The 19,371-nt window shown below is 72.9% G+C and carries 16 protein-coding genes; 7 read left to right on the top strand and 9 right to left on the bottom strand.

Annotated features, from left to right (window positions below):
* The first annotated feature begins 180 nt into the window (after positions 1–180).
* Complete coding sequence (gene ppdK, locus ACZ4SW_RS05670) at positions 181–2,922, top strand: pyruvate, phosphate dikinase (RefSeq protein ID WP_468238347.1); 2,742 nt, start codon at positions 181–183, stop codon at positions 2,920–2,922.
* Between the two features lie 161 nt (positions 2,923–3,083).
* Here the strand turns inward: ppdK and ACZ4SW_RS05675 are convergent, their stop codons facing one another.
* The 3 genes from ACZ4SW_RS05675 to ACZ4SW_RS05685 form a co-directional block, all read right to left on the bottom strand.
* Positions 3,084–3,677: a hypothetical protein gene (locus ACZ4SW_RS05675; RefSeq protein ID WP_468238349.1), complete on the bottom strand. Its 594-nt coding sequence runs from the start codon at positions 3,675–3,677 to the stop codon at positions 3,084–3,086.
* A 72-nt stretch (positions 3,678–3,749) separates the two neighbouring features.
* Complete coding sequence (locus ACZ4SW_RS05680) at positions 3,750–4,517, bottom strand: SDR family NAD(P)-dependent oxidoreductase (protein ID WP_468238351.1); 768 nt, start codon at positions 4,515–4,517, stop codon at positions 3,750–3,752.
* 85 nt (positions 4,518–4,602) lie between these two features.
* Complete coding sequence (locus tag ACZ4SW_RS05685) at positions 4,603–5,187, bottom strand: TetR/AcrR family transcriptional regulator (RefSeq protein WP_468238353.1); 585 nt, start codon at positions 5,185–5,187, stop codon at positions 4,603–4,605.
* 202 nt (positions 5,188–5,389) lie between these two features.
* On the opposite strand from ACZ4SW_RS05685, the gene ACZ4SW_RS05690 reads away from it, so the two are divergent.
* The 4 genes from ACZ4SW_RS05690 (at position 5,390) to ACZ4SW_RS05705 (ending at position 10,491) form a co-directional block, all read left to right on the top strand.
* Entirely contained in the window at positions 5,390–6,607 is a 1,218-nt protein-coding gene (locus tag ACZ4SW_RS05690; protein ID WP_468238355.1) for an NAD(P)/FAD-dependent oxidoreductase, read from the top strand.
* Entirely contained in the window at positions 6,607–9,207 is a 2,601-nt protein-coding gene (gene nirB / locus ACZ4SW_RS05695; RefSeq protein WP_468238358.1) for a nitrite reductase large subunit NirB, read from the top strand. Before ACZ4SW_RS05690 ends, nirB begins: the two co-directional genes overlap by 1 nt.
* The gene (gene nirD / locus ACZ4SW_RS05700; protein ID WP_468238360.1) at positions 9,204–9,557 is read left to right on the top strand and encodes a nitrite reductase small subunit NirD; all 354 of its coding nucleotides are present in this window, start codon (positions 9,204–9,206) and stop codon (positions 9,555–9,557) included. The genes nirB and nirD overlap by 4 nt, the downstream gene beginning before the upstream one ends.
* Before the next feature lie 151 nt (positions 9,558–9,708).
* Positions 9,709–10,491, top strand: coding sequence for a sulfite exporter TauE/SafE family protein (locus tag ACZ4SW_RS05705; RefSeq protein WP_468238362.1), 783 nt, complete (start codon positions 9,709–9,711; stop codon positions 10,489–10,491).
* A 23-nt stretch (positions 10,492–10,514) separates the two neighbouring features.
* Here the strand turns inward: ACZ4SW_RS05705 and ACZ4SW_RS05710 are convergent, their stop codons facing one another.
* The 4 genes from ACZ4SW_RS05710 to ACZ4SW_RS05725 all read right to left on the bottom strand — a co-directional run bounded on the left by ACZ4SW_RS05710 (position 10,515) and on the right by ACZ4SW_RS05725 (position 14,071).
* On the bottom strand, positions 10,515–11,135 hold the full coding sequence (locus ACZ4SW_RS05710) for a class F sortase (RefSeq protein ID WP_468238364.1): 621 nt from the start codon (positions 11,133–11,135) through the stop codon (positions 10,515–10,517).
* Between the two features lie 116 nt (positions 11,136–11,251).
* Positions 11,252–11,776, bottom strand: a complete 525-nt coding sequence (locus ACZ4SW_RS05715; protein ID WP_468238367.1) for a hypothetical protein — start codon at positions 11,774–11,776, stop codon at positions 11,252–11,254.
* A gap of 249 nt (positions 11,777–12,025) precedes the next feature.
* Complete coding sequence (locus ACZ4SW_RS05720) at positions 12,026–12,202, bottom strand: hypothetical protein (RefSeq protein ID WP_468238369.1); 177 nt, start codon at positions 12,200–12,202, stop codon at positions 12,026–12,028.
* A 216-nt stretch (positions 12,203–12,418) separates the two neighbouring features.
* Complete coding sequence (locus ACZ4SW_RS05725; protein ID WP_468238372.1) at positions 12,419–14,071, bottom strand: M4 family metallopeptidase; 1,653 nt, start codon at positions 14,069–14,071, stop codon at positions 12,419–12,421.
* A 134-nt stretch (positions 14,072–14,205) separates the two neighbouring features.
* Here ACZ4SW_RS05725 and ACZ4SW_RS05730 point away from each other — a divergent pair, with 134 nt between their 5' ends.
* Entirely contained in the window at positions 14,206–14,619 is a 414-nt protein-coding gene (locus ACZ4SW_RS05730) for a gamma-glutamylcyclotransferase family protein (RefSeq protein WP_468238374.1), read from the top strand.
* A gap of 101 nt (positions 14,620–14,720) precedes the next feature.
* Positions 14,721–15,659 carry an intradiol ring-cleavage dioxygenase gene (locus tag ACZ4SW_RS05735; RefSeq protein ID WP_468238377.1) on the top strand — a complete coding sequence of 313 codons (939 nt, stop codon included), beginning with the start codon at positions 14,721–14,723 and terminating at the stop codon, positions 15,657–15,659.
* Here ACZ4SW_RS05735 and ACZ4SW_RS05740 read toward each other — a convergent pair.
* Positions 15,607–17,784: a molybdopterin oxidoreductase family protein gene (locus tag ACZ4SW_RS05740; protein WP_468238379.1), complete on the bottom strand. Its 2,178-nt coding sequence runs from the start codon at positions 17,782–17,784 to the stop codon at positions 15,607–15,609. The two genes, ACZ4SW_RS05735 and ACZ4SW_RS05740, sit on opposite strands and share 53 nt — an antisense overlap.
* 117 nt (positions 17,785–17,901) lie before the next feature.
* On the bottom strand, positions 17,902–19,371 hold the full coding sequence (locus ACZ4SW_RS05745) for a membrane-associated oxidoreductase (RefSeq protein WP_468238381.1): 1,470 nt from the start codon (positions 19,369–19,371) through the stop codon (positions 17,902–17,904).

Genomic DNA, 19,371 nt, shown 5'->3' on the forward strand with positions numbered 1-19,371 from the left:
CGATCCCTTCAAGAACTGAAAACATCGCCCGGTTGCCACTTGCCAAGCCTTGACTTTCGATCCGGTGGCGGACGAGTGGTTACGGGCGCATGACGCGCAAGTGGACGTACCCAGACGCCTTTGATCTGGGTATGTTCCTCGCCGTCAGGGCAGCCACCGCGTCCTCGAGGAGTCGAGACCGTGTCGGAAAACAAAGATCGCCACGTAACAGAGAACGGCGCCGAGGGCCTGAAGTTCGTTTACGACTTCACCGAAGGCAACAAGGACCTCAAGGACCTTCTCGGCGGCAAGGGTGCGAACCTCGCCGAGATGACCAACCTCGGCCTGCCGGTCCCTCCGGGCTTCACGATCACCACCGAGGCCTGCAAGGTCTACCTGGACAGCGGCGAGGAACCCCCGGCACTGCGCGACGAGGTGAGTGCGCACCTCGACGCCCTCGAGAAGAAGATGGGCAAGAAGCTCGGCCAGGCCGACAACCCCCTGCTCGTCTCCGTCCGCTCCGGGGCCAAGTTCTCGATGCCCGGCATGATGGACACCGTCCTGAACATCGGCCTCTCCGACAAGTCGGTGCAGGGCCTGGCGAAGCAGGCCGGCGACGAGCGGTTCGCCTGGGACTCCTACCGCCGGCTCATCCAGATGTTCGGCAAGACGGTCCTCGGCGTCGACGGCGAGCTCTTCGAGGACGCGCTGGAGAAGGCCAAGGAGGCCAAGAAGGTCGCCGACGACACCCAGCTCGACGCCGCCGACCTGAAGAAGCTGGTCACCAGGTTCAAGAAGATCGTCAAGACCGAGGCCGGGCGCGACTTCCCGCAGGACCCGCGCGAGCAGATGGACCTCGCCATCAAGGCGGTCTTCGACTCCTGGAACGGCGACCGAGCCAAGCTCTACCGCCGCCAGGAGCGCATCCCGCACGACCTCGGCACCGCGGTCAACGTCTGCTCGATGGTCTTCGGCAACCTCGGCCCCGACTCCGGCACGGGCGTCGCCTTCACCCGCGACCCCGCCTCCGGCCACCAGGGCGTCTACGGCGACTACCTGCAGAACGCGCAGGGCGAGGACGTGGTCGCGGGCATCCGCAACACCGTCCCGCTCGCGGAGCTGGAGAACATCGACAAGAAGTCCTACGACCAGCTCCTGCAGATCATGGAGACGCTGGAGAACCACTACAAGGACCTCTGCGACATCGAGTTCACCATCGAGCGCGGCAAGCTGTGGATGCTGCAGACCCGCGTCGGCAAGCGCACCGCGGCCGCGGCCTTCCGGATCGCGACGCAGCTCGTGGACCAGGGCCTGATCGACGAGGCCGAGGCGCTGCAGCGGGTGACGGGCGCGCAGCTCGCGCAGCTCATGTTCCCCCGGTTCGACGAGAAGGCGAAGGTCGAGCAGGTCGCCCGCGGCATCGCGGCCTCGCCGGGCGCGGCGGTCGGCAAGGCGGTCTTCGACTCCTACACCGCGGTGAAGTGGTCCCGCTCCGGCGAGAAGGTCATCCTGGTCCGCCGCGAGACCAACCCCGACGACCTGGACGGCATGATCGCGGCCGAGGGCATCCTCACCTCCCGCGGCGGCAAGACCTCCCACGCGGCCGTCGTCGCGCGCGGCATGGGCAAGACCTGTGTGTGCGGCGCGGAGGAGCTGGAGGTCGACACCAAGCGCCGCCGGATGACCGTGCCCGGCGGGCACGTCGTCGAGGAGGGCGACCTGATCTCCATCGACGGCTCCTCCGGCAAGGTGTACCTGGGCGAGGTCCCCGTGGTCCCCTCCCCGGTCGTCGAGTACTTCGAGGGCCGGATGCACGCGGGCGCCGACGACGCCGACGAACTGGTCGAGGCGGTCCACCGCATCATGGCCTTCGCGGACCGCAAGCGCCGCCTGCGGGTGCGCGCCAACGCCGACAACGCCGAGGACGCGCTGCGCGCACGGCGCTTCGGCGCCCAGGGCATCGGCCTGTGCCGCACCGAGCACATGTTCCTCGGCGACCGGCGCGAGCTGGTGGAACGCCTGATCCTCGCCGACACGGAGGCCGAGCGCGAGGAGTCCCTGAAGCAGCTCCTGCCGCTGCAGAAGCAGGACTTCGTCGAACTCTTCGAGGCGATGGACGGCCTCCCGGTCACGGTCCGCCTGCTGGACCCGCCGCTGCACGAGTTCCTGCCGGACATCACCGAGCTGTCGGTGCGCGTGGCCCTCGCCGAGTCCCGCCAGGAGCCGCACGAGAACGAGCTGCGCCTCCTCCAGGCCGTGCACCGCCTGCACGAGCAGAACCCGATGCTCGGCCTGCGCGGCGTACGCCTCGGCCTGGTCATCCCGGGCCTGTTCACCATGCAGGTCCGGGCGATCGCGGAGGCGGCGGCCGAGCGCAAGGCGGCCAAGGGCGACCCGCGCGCCGAGATCATGATCCCGCTCGTCGGCACGGTCCAGGAGCTGGAGATCGTCCGCGAGGAGGCCGACAAGGTCATCGCCGAGGTCGAGTCGGCGACGGGCACGGAGCTGAACCTGGCGATCGGCACGATGATCGAGCTGCCGCGCGCCGCCCTGACGGCCGGTCAGATCGCGGAGGCCGCCGAGTTCTTCTCCTTCGGCACCAACGACCTCACGCAGACGGTGTGGGGCTTCAGCCGCGACGACGTGGAGGCGAGCTTCTTCACGGCGTACCTGGAGAAGGGCATCTTCGGCGTCTCCCCGTTCGAGACGATCGACAAGGACGGCGTGGGCAAGCTCGTCCGCGACGCCGCGAAGGCGGGCCGCGCCACGCGCCCCGACCTCAAGCTCGGCGTGTGCGGCGAGCACGGCGGCGACCCGGAGTCGGTGCACTTCTTCCACGAGGTGGGCCTGGACTACGTCTCCTGCTCCCCGTTCCGCATCCCCGTGGCCCGCCTGGAGGCCGGCCGCGCGGCGTCGCAGTCGCAGGGCAGCGACCACCGCTAGACCCGCCGACCAGATCCGCCGACAGGTCCTCCGACGGACCGGCACCGAACGCCGGGACCGCTGCCGGTCACCCCGACCCTCACCGACGCGGCAGCGGTTCCGGAGCACCAGGAGAGGGCGGCACCCCTGTGCGGGGGGTGCCGCCCTCTCGCGTACGGGAATCAGTACAGGAAGCGGTGCAGGGGGGCGGACTCCGTCAGCAGCATCGTGACCCGGTGGGCCAGCCGCTGCCACGCCTCCTCCTCCGCGTAGGAGAGCCGCACGTCCTCCTCCCCGGCCGTCTGCAACGCCGCGAAGAGGACATCGGTGTCGGCGTCGGGCGCGAGGTCCACCATCGACAGCACCCGCGCCAACGCACCGACCAGGCCGGCCGCGGACTCTCCGGTCGCGGAGGCCTCGCCGAGGAAGCCGGCGACGACGTCTGACCGGGGCGGCAGGACGAGGGCTCCGGACAGCTCACGCAGCAACGCGTACAACAGGTCCGTGTCGCCGGTGGGCAGCCGGACGAGGCACAGGCCCTCGTGTTCCCAGCGGCCGTTCGGCGTCCACACCCTCGGCCCGCGTGCCACGGCGTCGGTCAGGGCCGTCCGGATGCGCCGGAAGGCCGCGAGCCCGTCCGTGAACAGCGCGTCCTCACCGGATCCAAGGGAAGTCCCGGCCAGGGGCTCCAGCAAGTGCTGCTCCACCCGGTCGCATTGAGCGTCGAGTTCCGGGTCCACGACGACGAGGCGAACTGACGTGCGCTGCTCCTCCATGCCGAACACTGTGCCAGTCGGCTCTGACAACGGTGACGGGGGCCGCTGCCCGCCCGACAGGGGCACCCGGCCTCACAGTGACCCACCGCCGTCCACGACCAGGTCCGTTCCCACGACCGGCGCGGCGGCGTCGGAGGCCAGGTACAGCACGGCGGCGGCGACCTCCTCGGTGGCCGCGATGCGGCCGAGCGGGAGCGTCGCCCTCGCGCGCTCCTCCCGGTCGGCCTCCGTCTCGCCGGGCCGCAGCGACATGGGGGTGGCGGTGGCGCCGGGGCTGACCACGTTGATGCGGACGCCGTCGCGGATGTGGTCGAGGGCGGCGGCCCGGCTGAGCGCGGTGACGGCGGCCTTGGAGGCGGCGTAGGCGGCGGCCCCGGCGGGGCTGGTGTGGACGCCGAAGGTGGAGGACACGTTGACGATCGCACCACCGGACGCCTGGGTCCGCATCCGGGTGATCTCCGCCTTGAGAGCCAGGAAGACGCCGGTGACGTTGATGTCGAGCTGGGTGCGCCAGTCGTCCTCGGGCATCTCGGCCAGGGGCCGGCCGCCCCGGAAGACGCCCGCGTTGTTCACGGCCACGTCGAGCGACCCGAAGCGGTCCACGGCCGCCCGGACCAGGGCCTCGGCGTCCTCGGCGCGCGAGACGTCGGAGGTCACCGCGAGCGCCTTGCCGCCCCGCTCCTCGATCAGCGCGACGGTCTCCGCCAGCGGCTCCCGTCGCCGCCCGGCCACCACGACGTGTGCGTCCTCCGCGGCGAAGGCGAGCGCGACGGCCCGTCCGATGCCGGATCCGGCGCCGGTGACGAGGGCGGTGCGCCCGGAGAAGCGGGTGGCGGTCATGATCTCCCCTTTTTCTTGACCGATCAGTTCAGTATGAGGGCCTGGAAAAGCGCGCCCGTGAGGGCGCGTCTCCACCCGTAGAGCCTCAGTCGAGCAGCGTCAGGGCCTGCTCCGCAGCGTCCCGGACACGCGCCGGATCCGGCGAGGCCTTGCCCACGACCCGCAGCCCCTGCATCACGACCAGCAGCATGCGGGCGAGTGCGCGCGGATCCCGGTCCGCGGGCAACTCGCCCTGCGCCCGGGCGCGGACCAGCGCGGCGTGCAGCAGGTCCTCGACGTGGTCCCACCGCTGCTCGACGCGGCGGGCCGCGTCCGGGTCGCGCGGGGCCAGTTCGGCGGCCGTGTTGGTGACCAGGCAGCCGGCCAGCCGCCGGTCCTCGGCCGCCGCCTCGCCGGCGAACCGCCGGATGACGGACCGAACGGCGGGCAGTGCCGGGCCCGGCCCCGACAACTCCCGCAGCAGGAGCGCGTCACGGTTCTCGCAGTACCGGTCGAACGCCTTGAGGTACAGCTCGTGCTTGTTGCCGAAGGTCGCGTACAGACTGGCGCGCCCGATGCCGAGGTGCTCGACGAGGTCGGACATCGACGTCGCCTCGTAGCCGCGCCGCCAGAACAGCTCCAGGGCCGACTGCAGCGCGGCCTCGGGATCGAACTCCTTGGTCCTGGCCACGCGCCGGAGCCTAGTTTTTTCTGGAACGATCGGTCAAGACGGCTCGGCGGTACGCTCCCTCCTGCGCCCGCCCGCCTCACACCGCACCCCCGCCCCGCCCCCGGAACCCTCACACCCACCCCCCGCCACCGCTGAGGGCAGCGTTCCCGGTGGGAAACAGTCGTGATGCGGCCGGGTAACGTCGGCACCGCACGCTCGACACATGACCTCGAATACGCGTGTGGTGGTGATCGGCGCCGGGCTCGCGGGCGTCCGTCTCGCCCGGCGGCTCGGCGAGCTCGACGTGCCCGCCCTGATCGTCGGCGAGGAGGAGCACCCCCCGTACAACCGCGTGCTGCTCGCCGACGTACTGGCCGGCCGCTACGCACCCGAGGTGATCTCCCTGCCGGCCCCCGAGCGCCTGGTGCGCTCCCGGGTCACCCGGATCGACCGCGCTGCCCGCGCGATCCACTGTGCCGACGGCTCGGTGATCGCATACGACACGCTCGTCCTCGCCACCGGCTCGAACCCCGTCCTGCCGCCCCTGCGCGGTCTGCTCACCCCCGACCGGCCCGAACTGCCCGAGGGCGTCCACGCCTTCCGCACCATGGACGACTGCCTGGGCCTGGCCAAGGCCGTGCGCCGGGGTGTGCGCGCCGTCGTCATCGGCGGTGGGCTCCTCGGCGTCTCCGCCGCCCGCGCGCTCGCCGCCCGCGGCGCCCAGGTCGTCCTGGCCCAGCAGGCCGAGCGCCTGATGGAGCGCCAGCTCGACCCGTCCGCCTCCAAGCTGGTCCGCCGCCACCTCACCGACCTCGGCGTCGAGGTGCACACCGAGACCCGGGTACGCGGCGTGCGCACCCTCGGCGGCGCCGTCCGCAGTGTCGAGATGGCCGACGGCTACGCCCTCGACGCCGACCTCGTCGTGCTGGCGTGCGGCGTCCACCCCCGGGTGGGCCTCGCCCGGGACGCGGGTCTCGCCGTCCACAAGGGCGTCCTCGTCGACGACGAGCTGCGCACCTCCGACCCGCACATCCGGGCCATCGGCGACTGCGCCCAGCACGACGGCACCCTCTACGGCCTCGCCGCCCCGGCACTCGAACAGGCCGAGGTGCTGGCCGAGTCGCTCGCCGGAGACGCGGACTCCCGCTACACCGGCACCCGTTCCCTGACCCGGCTCACCCTCACCGGGCAGGACTTCCTCGACCTCGCGGCCTTCGGCGAGACCGAACCGCGCCCCGGCGACGACGTCGTGCAGCTCACCGACGCCACCCGCGGCACCTACCGCAAGGTCGTCGTCCGCGACGACCGCCTGGTCGGCGGCGTACTCGTCGGCGAACTCGGCACCGTCGGCGCGCTCGCCCGCGCCTGGGAGGGAGCAGAGCCGCTCCCCTCCGGCGGCGCCCCGCTGCTCCACCTGCTCACCAACGATGGAGGCTCCTGATGTCCACGGACACCACCCCCACGATCGTGCTCGTCGGCCATGGCATGGTCGGCCAGCGCTTCCTCGAAGCGCTCGCCGAGCGCGGCCTGACCGCCACGCACCGGGTGGTCGTACTGTGCGAGGAGCCGCGCCCCGCCTACGACCGCGTCCAGCTCACCTCGTACTTCTCGGGCACCATGCCCGAGGAACTGTCCATGACCGACATGGAGTTCATCGCCGCGCACGGCATCGAGCTGCACATCGGCGACCCGGCGCTGACCGTCGACCGCGAGGCGAGGACGGTGACCGCCCGCTCCGGGCTGACGGTCGCCTACGACACCCTCGTCCTCGCCACCGGCTCCTACCCCTTCGTCCCGCCGGTCCCCGGCAAGGACGCCGAGGGCTGTTTCGTCTACCGGACCATCGAGGACCTGCTGGCCATCGAGGAGTACGCGAAGACGAAGGCCACCACCGGCGCGGTCGTCGGCGGCGGTCTGCTCGGTCTGGAAGCGGCCGGCGCGCTCAAGGGACTCGGCCTGACCACGCACATCGTGGAGTTCGCGCCGCGCCTGATGCCGGTGCAGGTCGACGAGGGCGGCGGCGCCGCGCTGCTGCGCACCATCGAGGACATGGGCCTGACCGTGCACACCGGCACGGGCACCCAGGAGATCGTCGTGGGCGAGGACGGCTCCGTCACCGGCATGAAGCTGTCCGACGGCTCCGAACTGGCCACGGACATGGTCGTGTTCTCCGCCGGTGTCCGCCCCCGCGACCAGCTCGCCCGTGACTGCGGGCTCGCCGTCGGCGAGCGCGGCGGCATCACCGTCGACGAGCAGTGCCGCACGGTCACCGACCCGCACGTGTTCGCGATCGGCGAGTGCGCGCTCGCGGCGGACGGCCGGGTGTACGGCCTGGTCGCCCCCGGCTACGAGCAGGCCGAGACGGCGGCCGCGACCATCGCCGCCGACGAGACCGAGCAGTTGACGTTCACCGGCGCCGACCTGTCCACCAAGCTGAAGCTGCTCGGCGTGGACGTGGCCTCCTTCGGCGACGCGCACGGCACCACCGAGGACTGCCTCGACGTCGTCTACTCCGACTCCCGCTCGGGCCTGTACAAGAAGCTGGTCATAGGCCGCGACGGAACGCTGCTCGGCGGCATCCTGGTCGGCGACGCGGAGGCCTACGGCACGCTGAAGGCCTTCACCGGTTCGGTGCCGCCCGTCTCGCCCGAGTCGCTGGTGCTGCCCGCCGGCGCCGGGGAGCCCGCCCAGCTCGGTCCCACGGCGCTGCCGGACGAGGCGATCATCTGCTCCTGCAACAACGTCACCAAGGGCACGATCCGCGCAGCGGTGACCGATCACAAGTGCACCACCGTGCCCGAGGTGAAGAAGTGCACCAAGGCCGGTACGACGTGCGGCAGTTGCGTCAAGGTGCTCGGCCAACTGGTCGACGCCGAGCTGGAGGCGTCCGGCGTCGAGGTCGACAAGGGCCTGTGCGGCTGCTTCTCCCAGACCCGCGAGGAGCTCTACGAGATCGTCCTCGCCCTACGCATCAACTCCTACCAGGACCTGCTCGACCGCTACGGCCGTGAGGGCGCCCGCGGCGGCGACGGCTGCGAGACCTGCAAGCCGGCCGTGGCCTCGATCATCGCCTCGCTCGCCCCGACGATCGGCGCGAGCAACTACGTCCTGGACGGCGAGCAGGCCGCCCTGCAGGACAGCAACGACCACTTCCTCGCCAACCTGCAGAAGAACGGCTCGTACTCGGTCGTGCCGCGCATCCCCGGCGGTGAGATCACCCCCGAGAAGCTGATCGTGATCGGCGAGATCGCCCGGGACTTCGGCCTCTACACCAAGATCACCGGCGGTCAGCGGATCGACCTGTTCGGCGCCCGGGTCGAGCAGCTTCCGCTGATCTGGGCCCGGCTGGTGGACGCCGGCTTCGAGTCCGGCCACGCCTACGGCAAGGCGCTGCGCACGGTGAAGTCCTGCGTGGGCTCCACCTGGTGCCGCTACGGCGTGCAGGACTCCGTGCGCATGGCGATCGACCTGGAGCTGCGCTACCGGGGCCTGCGCTCCCCGCACAAGCTGAAGTCGGCCGTCTCCGGGTGCGCCCGCGAGTGCGCGGAGGCCCAGTCCAAGGACTTCGGCGTGATCGCCACCGCGAGCGGCTGGAACCTGTACGTCGGCGGCAACGGCGGCGCCACCCCACGCCACGCGGACCTGCTCGCCCAGGACCTGTCGGACGCGGAACTCGTCCGCCTGATCGACCGGTTCCTGATGTTCTACATCCGTACCGCCGACCGCCTGGAGCGCACCAGCGTGTGGCTGGAGCGCATCCCGGGCGGCCTGGAGCACGTGCGCGACGTGGTCGTCCACGACTCGCTCGGCATCTGCGACGAGCTGGAGGCCCTGATGGCCGCGCACGTGGCCAACTACCGCGACGAGTGGGCCGAGACCATCAACGACCCCGAGAAGCTGGCCCGGTTCGTCTCCTTCGTCAACGCGCCGGACACCCCCGACCCGGTCGTCGGCTTCGTCCCCGAGCGCGACCAGATCAAGCCCGACCTGCCGCTGCTCACCATCGGCACGCGACCCCTGGAAGGAAGCGCCCAGCGATGACCCTGGCACTCGAGACCACCGATCTGAAGATCGAGCTCCGGATCGACGAGGACACCTGGTTCCCGGTCTGCGACCTGAGCACGCTGATCCCGGGCCGCGGCGTGGCGGCACTGCTGCCGGACGGCCGTCAGGTGGCACTCTTCCGGGACCGCGCGGGCCGGCTCTACGGCATCGACAACCGGGACCCCTTCGGCGGCGCCGCGGTCCTCTCGCGTGGCCTGACCGGCACCTGCAAGGGCCGTCCCTTCGTCGCCTCGCCGCTGCTGAAGCAGCGCTTCGACCTGGAGAACGGCCAGTGCCTGGACGACGAGACGGTCCGGGTGGCGGCGTACGAGGTGCGGGCCGCCTGAGGGCGGCCGCCCGGACTCCCCCGAGGCCCCCTCGGGCCGCCGGGCCGGTCACCGGCCCGCGGCCCGGTCCGTGACCGGGCCGGCCGCGACAACCTCAGAACACCCTCAGACGGATGGACGGGCCACCCGCACCGTACCTAGGGTCGCGATCATGCCCGACATCTCGCTGACCATGGCCGCCGCCCTGTGTCTCGCCGCGCTCGCGGCCGGCTGGATCGACGCCGTGGTCGGGGGCGGCGGGTTGCTGCTGCTTCCGGTACTGCTCCTCGGCCTGCCCGGCGGCACCCCGGCGTCGTACGCGCTCGGCACCAACAAGGCCGTCGCGATCGTCGGGACGACGGGGGCTGCGGTGACGTACGCGCGCCGGACGCCGGTCGACGTGGGGACGGCCGTACGGATCGGGCTCGCGGCGCTGGCCGGCTCCACGGCCGGGGCGTTCGTCGCCGCCGGGCTGAGCACGGACGTCCTCAAGCCGGTCGTCATGGTCGTGCTGCTCGGCGTCGGCACCTTCGTGATCCTGCGCCCCGCCTTCGGCACCGCCCCCTCCACCGCGCCGGTCTCCGCACGCCGGGTGCTCGCCGCCATCGGGCTCGCCGGCCTCGGCATCGGCTTCTACGACGGCCTCGTCGGCCCCGGCACGGGCACCTTCCTCGTCCTGGCGCTCACCGCGGTGCTGCACCTGGACCTGGTGACCGCCTCCGCCACCGCGAAGATCGTCAACTGCTGCACCAACGCGGGCGCGCTCGCCACGTTCGCCTGGAAGGGCACGGTGTTCTGGCAGCTCGCGGTGCTGATGGCCGGGTTCAACCTGGTGGGCGGCATGGTCGGGGCACGCACGGCGCTGAAGCGGGGCAGCGGGTTCGTGCGGATCGTGCTGCTGACGGTGGTGTTCGCCCTGGTCGCGAATCTGGCGTACCAGCAGTGGGCGGCCTGACGGCATGCGGGTGCCGTGACCGGTCAGCGGCTTCCCGTCAGGTGGGCGAAGACGACCACGTTGCCCTTGTACCCCGTCGCCTTCGAGTAGCCGCCCCCGCAGGTGATCACCCGTAGCTCGGGGCGCTCCGCCGCGCCGTACACCTTCTCGTCGGGGAAGTCGCGCGTGGGGTAGACCTCGACCGCGTCCACCGTGAACAGGGCGGTCGAGCCGTCGCGGCGGCCGATCTCGATCGTGCTGCCTCTCGTGAGGGCCCCCAGGTCGTAGAAGACCGCCGGGCCCCGGGTGTTGTCGACGTGCCCGGCGACGATCGCGGTGCCGGTCTCGCCGGGCATGGTGCCGGACTCGTACCAGCCGGCGAGGTTCTTGTCGTCGGCGGGCGGGACGTCCAGGCTGCCGGCACTGGTCAGCCCCAGCCCCATGAGGGGGGCGTCCACGTGGATCGAGGGTATGCGGATGCGGTCGGGCGGGGAGGGCGGCAGCGCGGGCGCGGCGGAGCCCTCGCGGTCCGGGTCCACGGCGCCCTGCGCGGCCGAGGGCTGAGGGGGAGCGTCGCTCCGGTGGGCGCTGTGCAGCAGCCAGGCGCCGGAGCAGAGGGAGACGGCGGTGACGGACGCTATCGCCGCGTTGCCGACCTTGTGCACATGAGCCTCCTTCCGGGAGGGCGGGACCACGGGCCCCCTCCGGGCCGCGAGGGGCAGTCGGACCCGGAGGGGGATCGGGACGGCGGTACCGGCGGACGGACAGCGGAGGGTGTCCATCAGATCCCCTCGCCTCTCGACCGGCGATGCAGGAGCCAGGTACCGCCCGCGGCGGCGACGGCGAGTGCCGTCACACCGGCCGCGGTCCGTGCGGGGTCGGGGCCGAGTGCGCCGCCGACCCCCGTCTTCACGCTTCCTCGCGGACGCGTCTGGTCCTTGGCCGTGCTCAGGGTGACCGCCAGGTCGCCGGTCACCCTGGTCTGACGGCCGCCGGAGCACGTGGCGACGATCTCGTACGTTCCCGGCTGCGCGCCCGGCGGCACCCGGAACCGGCCGATCGCGTCCTGCTCGTGCGTGCTGGGAGCGAGCATGAACGTGCCGCCGCCGACCGCGGTGGCGTCGCCCGCCGCGGAGCCGTCCGCGCCGCACGCCGCCGTGTTGACGGTGACCTCGCTCCCGGGCACGGCCGTGGCGGGGAAGACCTCCAGGCTTCCGGTCTCGCCGGCGTACGCGGGCGCGGCGGCGAGCCCCGCGGCGGCGAGGGCGAGCGCGGTGCCGGTCAGCGTGCGGGCCGTACGTCGCATCGTGGTGCTCCTCGGGCGGGACACGGCCCGCGGCATCACCGGCGTGCCGCTGCGTCGGTCGTGTCCCCGCACTGTCGAGGAAAAGGCCCACGGGCCGCGCCCGCACGCTGACGGCATGTCAGAAATACGATGAACGGGTGCCCGGCCGGGTGGCTGCGGCAGCGTTTCGGCAGGTCAGCGGCGCGATGCGGCGCTTGGGGGAAGAACCCCGAAGGGTGAAGGCGCCGGGGGTGAACGGGTGACCGGTCGTCAGTTGCCCGATCCCCGCCGCCGTGCCGCGTCATGGGCGCTCGCGCCGCCGGGCCGGCGCAGCGCCGACCACGGCTGCGCGCATCCGGCCGCCGGGGCGCACCTGCCGAGCGGCACCGGGACCGCCGACGGCCGGTGCGGGTCCGGCAGCAGCGGCCACCGCTGCTCCTCGTCCACCTGCCGCGCTCCGCCGGGACGCCGGGGCAGCCGACGACCGTGTCGTCGCCCGGCCGGTCCACGGCGTCGTCCGTCCCGGCGGACGGCACCTCGGTGACCGGTGACCGGCGACCCGGCCCCCGCGCGGACGGAACCGGGCGCCTGGGCCGGACGGGGAAGCACCACGCGGCCGCCCCGGCTCGGTTGCCGGGGCGGCCGCGTGCGGAGCCGTCCGGCTCAGTTCACGTTCACGGCGCTCCAGGCCGCCGCCACCGCGTCGTACTCCGTGCTGCCCGCCCCGTACAGGTCCTTGGCCGCGTTGAGCGTCGCCGTCCTCGCGCCCGCGTAGTTCGTCGAGGACGTCATGTAGACCGTCAGCGCCCGGTACCAGATCGCGCCGAGCTTGTCCCGGCCGATGCCCGTCACCGTGGAGCCGTTGCAGGTGGGGGAGTCGTAGCCGACGCCGTTGAGGGTCTTGGCGCCGCTGCCCTCCGCGAGGAGGTACGCGAAGTGGTTGGCGACGCCGGACGAGTAGTGCACGTCCAGTTGGCCCACCGAACTGCTCCAGCAGTCCGCGGAGTTGCCGTCCTTGGACGGCTTGTCCATGTAGCGCAGCGCCTTCCCGCCGAAGCCGGAGCGGACGATCTTCTCGCCGATGAGGTAGTCGCCGGGGTCGGAGGCGTTGTTCGCGTACCACTCCACCAGCGTCCCGAAGATGTCCGAGGTCGCCTCGTTCAGACCGCCGGACTCGCCCGAGTACGTCAGCGCCGCCGTCTTCGACGTCACGCCGTGCGTCATCTCGTGCCCGGCCACGTCCAGCGCCACCAGCGGCCCGAGCGTCGTGCCGTCACCGTCGCCGTACGTCATGCAGAAGCAGTTGTCGTCCCAGAAGGCGTTGTTGTAGTTCGTGCCGTAGTGGACGCGGTTGTACGAGCCCTTGCCGTCCCCTGCGATGCCGTTGCGGCCGTGCACGTTCTTGTAGTAGTCCCAGGTCATGTCGGTGCCGTACTGCGCGTCCACCGCGGCCGAGGAGCGGTCCGAGGTGGTGCCCGAACCCCAGTGGTTGTCGGAGTCGGTGAAGAGGGTGGCGGGGGCGCGGCTGACGCAGATGCTGGTGAGGAAGCACAGGTCGGTCTTGTTCCCGGCGTCGCCCGTGTACGTGTCGCCGCGCGTGGGGTCCTTGAGCTGGTACGCCGACCCGGACTGCGTGGTCTCGAGCGGAACCGTGCCGCTGTACAGGGACTTGCCGTCACCGGTCGCCGTCTCGATGTCGTCCCAGGCGTCGATCTGCCGGCCGGTACCGGCGTCGGTGACGACGGTGCGCGCGACCGGGTTGCCGAGCGAGTCCTGCCCCGTGACCTGGGTGCGCCAGGCCAGGCGGGGCGCGCCGTGCAGCGCGTCGACGACGAGCTGCGGCCGGGCGGTCAGGTGCTTGAGCAACTCCCCGGCGTTCGCGGCGCGCAGCGCGGCGGTGGCGAGGTCGGCGGCCTTGGGGGCCTTGACGGCCGGGGTGATGGTCGGCACGGACAGGGCGCGTGTCGTGGCCCGGTCGGCGCCGCGGTACGACCCGTCGGGCGCCAGGTGCACCACGAAGTCGCCGCCCAGCACCGGCAGTCGGCGGTACGTACGGTCGTAGCGCACGTGCCGGCTGCCGTCCGGGTCCACGACGACGTCCCGTACGCTCGTGCCCTGCGCGGACGTCAGGCCCAGGCGGGCGGCCTCGCGCACCAGCACCGCGGCGGCGTCGCGGATGACGGTGGACCGGCTCGGTCTGCCGGCCGCGTCGGCGGCGGGGGCCGGGGCGAGCGCGGCGGCCAGCAGGGCGGCGGCGGTCGCGGCGGTGCCGGCTGCGCAGAGACGGGAACCTCGGGCGGGCCGTATCCGACTCATCGGTCTCCTCGGGAAGGCGCCCGGGGGCGCGTGGGGCAGGGTGGGGGCCCTGACGGTCCTCCGATTCAAGGGCCCCGGACATGTCATGTCCATGGAGCTTCCGGGGAGATGTGTGAGAGGTGAGAATCGGTTCTGTGAGACTGCCGTTCTTCGTGTACGGGACGCTGCGCCCCGGCGAGCACAACCACGCCCTCCTGCTGCGCGGCCGCACCATCTCCGAGGAGCCGGGGCTGCTCAACGGCGCGGTGCTGTACGACGGTCCCGGATACCCCTACGCCGTGGCGGAGGACAACGGCGGCACGGTCAGCGGCGAGATCGTGACCGCGCGGCCCGACGCCTACGCGGAGTTGCTCACCGTGCTGGACCGGCTCGAGGAGTACGTGCCGGGCGACCCGCGCAGCCTGTACGAGCGGGTACAGCGGGACGTGACCGCCGCGGACGGCAGGACCGTACGGGCCTGGGTGTATCTCGCCGCGCCCGCCGTCGCGGCACGGCTGCGCGAGCGGGGCCGGCCGATCGAGGGCGGCGACTGGGCGGCCCGCCGCTGACGGCACGCCACCGGGCAACGGGGCCCATCCCGTCGCTCGTGTGGGCGACCGCGCCGTGCGCCCCCGCCCGCCCGTGCGTCGGCCCGCCTAGGGTCCCGGCCATGACCGATAGCCCCCTCACCCGGCGGCGTGCGCTCGCGCTGGGCGGTGCCGTCGCGGGTGCCGCCCTGGGACTCGGAACCAGCGCCTGCTCCTTCCTCCACCGACGTGCGCCGGAAGCCCACGAGGCGCCCGGCGCGGAGCTGTGCGTCCTCAACCCGAGCGTCACCCAAGGGCGGTATCACCTGGCCGGCGCACCCTTCCGCCGGGACATCACCGAGGGCAAGGAAGGAGTCCCGCTCACCGTACGGCTGACCGTGCGCGACGAGCCCCACGCCTGCGCCCTGCTGAGGGACGCGGCCGTGGAGATCTGGCAGTGCGACGCCTGGGGCTACTACTCCGGCTTCCCCGGTCTGCACCCGGGCGGTACGACGCCCGCCGAGAGCCACAGCAGCGGCGCCGCCCCCGCGACGTATCTGCGCGGCTTCCAGGCCACCGGGGCCGACGGCGTCGCCGAGTTCACCACGATCTTCCCCGGCTGGCACATGGCGCGCGCCCCGCACCTCTACGTCAAGGTGCACACCGGCGGCAGGAGGACCGCGGGCACCTACAAGGGCGGCCGGGTCAACTGGACCGGCCAGCTCTTCTTCCCCGACCGCCACACCGACGAGGTCTACGCGAAGCTCCCGTACACCGAGCACACCGGCACCCGCACCGGGCTCGCGCACGACCCGGTCTACCGCGGCGGCGGCGCCAGGGACGGGCTGCTGACCGTCACCGGGGACGCCGAGAAGGGCCTGGTCGCGTCGCTGACCGTCGGGATCGACCCGACGCGGGAGACCTCCGCGACGGGCGGTGCGCCCATCTCACCCCCGACCAGCGAGCCGGCCGACGGCCCGCCGCCCCCGGACAGCGCGGCGAGCGCGTCCCGCACGCCCACCCCCGGCGTCACTCCGCGGAGTCCCCACCCAGGCGCTCCAGCCTCACCGCACACACCTTGAACTCGGGCATCCGGGACGTGGGGTCGAGGGCGGGGTTCGTCAGCGTGTTGGCGCGGCCCTCGCCCGGCCAGTGGAACGGCATGAACACCGTGTCGGGCCGGACGGCGCGGCTGATCCGCGCGGGCGCGACGGCCCGGCCCCGCCGCGACACCACGGCGACCGCGTCCCCGTCCGCCGCCCCCAGCCGCTCGGCCAGCCGCGGGTGCATCTCCACGAACGGCCCGGGCGCTGCGGCGTTCAGCTCCGCGACACGCCGCGTCTGGGCCCCGGACTGGTACTGCGCGACGACCCGCCCGGTGGTCAGCAGCACCGGATACGCCTCGTCGGGCTCCTCGGCGACGGCCCGGTACGACACGCCGGCGAACCGCGCCCGCCCGTCCTCGGTGGCGAAACGGTCGAGGAAGAGCCGGGGCGTGCCGGGGTGCACGCCGGGCGCCCGCTCGCCGGAGTGCTCCGCCGGGGCGTCGGGCAGCACGTCCGGGGAGGCGACCTCGCCCATGTCCGGCTCCGCGCTCTCGGCCGGCGCCGGGCAGGGCCAGAACACCCCGTTCTCCTCCGCCAGCCTGCGGTAGGTGATCCCGGAGTAGTCCGCCGGCCCGCCCGCGCTGGCGCGGCGCAGTTCCTCGAAGACCTCCTCCGGGTCCGTGGAAAAACCCTTCTCCACCCCGAGGCGTGCGGCGAGTTCGTGCAGGACCTCCAGGTCGCTGCGGACCCCGGGCGGCGGGGACAGGGCGCGGCGGCGCAGCAGGACCCTGCCTTCCAGGTTCGTCGTCGTGCCCGTCTCCTCCGCCCACTGCGTCACCGGCAGCACCACGTCCGCCAGCTCCGCCGTCTCCGACAGGACCACGTCGCACACCGCCAGGAAGTCCAGCGAGCGCAGCCGGTCCTCGATGTGCGCGGCGCGCGGGGCCGACACCACCGGGTTGGAGCCCATCAGCAGCAGCGTGCGGATGTCGGTGCCCAGCGCGTCGAGGAGTTCGTAGGCGCTGCGGCCCGGGCCCGGCAGCGCGTCCGGGTCCACGCCCCACACCTCGGCCACATGCCGCCGCGCCGCCGGATCCGTCAGCTTGCGGTAGCCCGGCAGTTGGTCGGCCTTCTGGCCGTGCTCGCGTCCGCCCTGCCCGTTGCCCTGGCCGGTCAGGCAGCCGTAGCCGGACAGCGGACGGCCCGCGCGCCCGGTGGCCAGGCACAGGTCGATCCACGCACCCACCGTGTCCGTGCCCTTGGACTGCTGCTCCGGCCCCCGCGCGGTCAGCACCATCGCGGACTCCGGCTCGCAGAACAGCCGCACGGCCCGGCGCAGTTGGGGAACGGACACCCCCGTGATCCGCTCCACGTACTCCGGCCAGTGCGCCATCGCCGCCGCCCGCGCCTCCTCCCAGCCGCTCGTGCGCTCCCGGATGTACGCCTCGTCGGTGCGCCCCTCGGCGATCACCAGGTGCAGCAGGCCGAGCGCCAGCGCCAGGTCCGTGCCGGGCCGCGGCGCCAGGTGAAGGTCCGCCTGCTCGGCCGTCCGTGTCCGCCGCGGGTCGACGACGATCAGCGTGCCGCCGTTCTCCTTCAGCTCCGTCAGGTAGCGCAGCGCCGGCGGCATCGTCTCGGCGAGGTTGGAGCCGACGAGGATCACGCACCCGGTCCTCGGGATGTCCTCCAGCGGGAACGGCAGCCCCCGGTCGAGCCCGAACGCCTTGATGCCCGCGGCCGCCGCGGACGACATGCAGAACCGCCCGTTGTAGTCGATCTGCGAGGTGCCGAGTACCACCCGGGCGAACTTCCCGAGCGTGTACGCCTTCTCGTTGGTCAGGCCGCCCCCGCCGAACACCCCGAGCGCGTCGGGCCCGTGCTCGGCCCGCGCGCGGGAGAGCGCCCCGGCGACCCGGTCCAGGGCCTCCTCCCAGGTGGCGGGCGTGAGCACGCCCCCCGTCCGCACCAACGGCGAGGTCAGCCGCACCCGCGACGACAGCACCTCCGTCGCCGTACGGCCCTTGCCGCACAACGCGCCCCGGTTCACCGGGAAGTCGGCACGCTCGGCCACCTCGACGCCGCCCTCGGGCGTGGGCTTCAGGTTCATCCCGCACTGCAGGGCGCAGTACGGGCAGTGGGTGGGCGTCGAGGTGGTCTGCATGCCGCTCAGCGTGCGTCGGGCGTGTTACGCGCCGGGGCGCCGCCCGTTACACGGCCGGGACCAGGACCTCCCCGCCGGTTCGGCGGCGGCGTGAGGTCCCGGACCGTTCGGCCCGCCCTACTGCCGGTTCAGCGAGCGCGTGATGCCCGCCGCGATCGTCGTCGCCAGCACCCAGCCGGTGGCGATCAGCAGGTACGACAGCCACTGGTACCAGCCGCGCGGCGCGTACGCCCCCTCCTGGCCGAAGTCGATGATCGGCAGCAGCAGGTCCAGGGTGTAGAAGAGCGGGTTGAACTCCGGCGCCTCGGAGGGCTTCAGCGCCGGCGGACGGTGCAGGGCGAAGGCGAGCGTGCCGGTGCACAGCAGCAACAGCAGCCAGCCCCCGGCCCGCATCGGGCGGAAGCCGTAGCCGACGGCGGCGTCCTGCACCCAGCCCCACAGCCGGGCGTACCGCGGCAGGGTGCGGCGGTGCCGGCGCAGCTTGGCGAGCTGGACGGTGCGGGCGGCGGCGTCGTCGCCCACCGTGCGGTAGGCCGTCGTCAACTGCTCGTACGGGTAGGGGAGGTAGCCGAGCTCCTCGCGTTCCAGCAGCGGCAGGCGCTGCTCGGCCGGAAGGTGCGGGGTCAGCACGCGGTAGCCGCACCCGTCGATCCTGACCCGGTCGGGCCACACCTCGGGCGGCACGTGCAGCAGCTCCAGCTGGGCCCCGCGCAGATTGACGGCGCCCTCGATGGGCGCCGCGTCGCGCAGCCACAGCTCGCCGACGACGCAGCTACTGGCGCGCAGGGCCTGTCCGCCCGGGTTGGACAGCCGGGCATGGGCGAGGTTGAGCTGGCGTGGGATGCGTGCACCGGCGAGATTGACCCGGCCACGGGCGCGCAGCCGCATGGCGTGCAGGTCGGTCCCGACCGCCAGGACCTCGGCGTGCAGGGCGGTGGCGCCCGGGGCGTACAGCTCCGCGTCGTTCAGGTTGACCTGGCCGCCGACCGTGGCCCCGTTCATGTGGACCCGGCCGTGTGCCACCAGACCGGCGGCCCACACGTCCGTGCGCACCTCCGCGTGGTTGAGCTGGAGGACGGCCTCCTCGGGGACCTCCCCCGGGCGGCCGAGCTGTGCCCCGTTCGCGAAGAACGCCCCGGAGAGATGCGCCCCCGCAAGCCGTATCGGCCCGGTGATGCGGCAGCAGGTGATCCGCACGACGCCTTCGGCGCGCAGGCTCCCCGCGGTCAGCCCGGGCAGCACCGAGTCGCTCAGCACCAGGGCGCCGACCCGCGCCCCGTACAGGTCGGGCGCCTCCTCGAAGTGGCACTGCCGCAGCCGGACGGGATGACCGACCGTGCCGTACTTCAGATCGAGCCGTCCGGTGACGCGCGCGCCCCACACCTTCAGCCCGGCTATCCGGTCGTCCCGCACCGGCCCGTCCAGCAGCAGCGCCCGCAGCACCTCCGCCCGCAGCGTCCGCTCGGGACCCCACGAGGCGCCCTGCGCGGGATCGTCGTCGGGGCCCTCCCGGAAGTCGACCCCGGCACCGAGCGGGAAGGCCTCCCAGACGCGGCGCTCGGCGGGCGTCAGGTCCGTGATCTCCAT

The organism is Streptomyces sp. NPDC028331, assembly GCF_055565775.1.